This is a genomic window from Microbispora sp. NPDC049125, from assembly GCF_040802045.1.
In the GTDB taxonomy this organism is placed as follows: Bacteria; Actinomycetota; Actinomycetes; order Streptosporangiales; family Streptosporangiaceae; genus Microbispora.
In genome coordinates this window covers 1-2105 of the sequence record NZ_JBEZDW010000104.1, presented here as the reverse complement: position 1 = coordinate 2105, position 2105 = coordinate 1, and the positions used below count along the sequence as shown (strand labels likewise).

Below are 2105 nucleotides of genomic sequence, written 5' to 3'. Positions count from 1 at the left end.
CCCCTCTGCTGTCACCGTGGAGGGTGATCAAGGTGGAGGACTGGGCGGAGATCCGCCGGTTGCACCGAGCCGAAGGTATGCCGATCAAGGCGATCGCTCGGCGGATGGGCATCTCGAAGAACACCGTGAAGCGTGCGTTGGCGGCCGAGGCGCCGCCGAGATACCAGCGGGCGAGCAGGGGGTCGATCGTGGACGTGGTAGAGCCGCAGGTCCGGCTGTTGCTGGAGGAGTTCCCCGATATGCCCGCGACCGTGATCGCCGAGCGGATCGGCTGGGCCAACTCGCTCACGGTGCTCAAGGACCGCATCCGGGTTCTGCGGCCGCAGTACAAGCCCGCCGATCCGGCGTCACGGACCAGCTATCAGCCGGGCGAGCTGGCTCAGTGCGATCTGTGGTTCCCGCCGGTGAAGGTGCCGGTGGGTGCCGGGCAGACGGCGAGCCTGCCGGTGTTGGTGATGGTCTGCGGGTACTCGCGGTGGCTGATGGCACAGATGCTGCCGTCCCGGGCGGCCGGTGACCTGTTTTCCGGGATGTGGACACTGCTGCGCGGCTTGGGCGCCACGCCGAAGACGCTGGTGTGGGACAACGAGAGCGCGATCGGGCAGTGGAAGGGCGGCCGGCCGCAGCTGACCGGTGAGGCGAATGCGTTCCGCGGCACCCTGGGGGTGCGGATTCTGCAGTGCAGACCGGGCGACCCGGAAGCCAAAGGGCTGGTCGAGCGGGCCAACGGCTACCTGGAAACCTCGTTCCTGCCGGGCCGGTCGTTCACCGATCCACACGACTTCAACGCCCAGCTGGACGCCTGGCTGGCGCATCGGGCCAACACCCGCCATCATCGGCGGATCGAGTGCAGGCCCGCAGACCGGATCGTGGCCGACCGGGCTGCGATGGTGGCGCTGCCGCCGGTCGCCCCGGTGGTCGGGTGGCGCAGCGCCATCCGATTGGCCCGCGATCACTACGTGCGCGTTGCCTCCAACGATTACTCGGTGCACCCCTCGGCGGTCGGCCGGCTGGTGCAGGTGGTCGCCGACCCCCAGCAGGTCACCGTCACCTGCGCCGGGCAGGTCGTGGCCCGCCATGAGCGGTGCTGGGCCGCCCATCAGACCATCACCGACCCCGACCACGCCCGAGCCGCGGCGGCGATGCGCCGCGCCGCCCACGTCCAGCTGGCGACGGCTCCGGCCGAAGTCGAGGTCGAACAGCGCAGGCTTGGCGACTACGACGCTGTGCTCGGCGTTGAGGGGGTGGCGTGATGGCCAGCGGCACAACCGCCGCCGCGACTGCCGGCAGGAACGTCGCGGCCGAATTGGCCTACCTCACCCGGGTGCTGAAGGCCCCGTCGCTGCACGCGGCCATCGAACGGCTCGGTGAGCGGGCCAGGGCCGAGTCCTGGACGTATGAGGAGTTCCTGGCCGCCTGCCTGCAGCGTGAAGTCGCCGCCCGCGAGTCGCACGGCGGCGAGGCCCGCATCCGCTCGGCACGCTTCCCTGCCCGAAAGGCGCTGGAGGACTTCGACTTCGACCATCAGCGGTCGTTGAAGCGGGAGGTCATCGCCCATCTGGGCACCCTGGACTTCGTCACCGCCAAGGAGAACGTCGTCTTCCTCGGGCCGCCCGGCACCGGCAAGACGCACCTGTCGATCGGGCTGGGTATCCGGGCCTGCCAGGCCGGGTACCGGGTCGCCTTCTCCACCGCCGCCGGGTGGGTCGCCCGTCTGGCCGAGGCCCACGCCGCCGGGCGACTCCAAGACGAGCTCATCAAACTCGCCCGCATCCCCGTCCTCATCGTCGACGAGGTCGGCTACATCCCCTTCGAGCCCGAGGCGGCGAACCTGTTCTTCCAGCTGGTCTCCAGCCGATACGAACGCGCCTCGCTGATCGTCACCTCCAACAAGCCGTTCGGCCGCTGGGGTGAGGTCTTCGGCGACGATGTCGTCGCCGCCGCGATGATCGACCGCCTCGTTCACCACGCCGAGGTCATCAGCCTGAAGGGAGACAGCTACCGGCTCAAAAACCGCGACCTCGGCCGTGTCCCTGCAGCCGAGACCAGCAACGACCATCAGTAACAATCCGCAGCAACATCAACGCCAGGGGGTCAACTTTCAG

Annotated in this window: 2 protein-coding genes; both read left to right on the top strand. The window is 69.2% G+C overall.

Features of this window, described 5'->3' with window-relative positions:
* Positions 1-23: 23 nt before the first annotated feature.
* Complete coding sequence (gene istA / locus AB0B72_RS40145) at positions 24-1253, top strand: IS21 family transposase (protein WP_367745050.1); 1230 nt, start codon at positions 24-26, stop codon at positions 1251-1253.
* Entirely contained in the window at positions 1253-2065 is an 813-nt protein-coding gene (istB, locus tag AB0B72_RS40140) for an IS21-like element helper ATPase IstB (RefSeq protein ID WP_367745048.1), read from the top strand. Before istA ends, istB begins: the two co-directional genes overlap by 1 nt.
* The last annotated feature ends 40 nt before the right edge of the window (positions 2066-2105 follow it).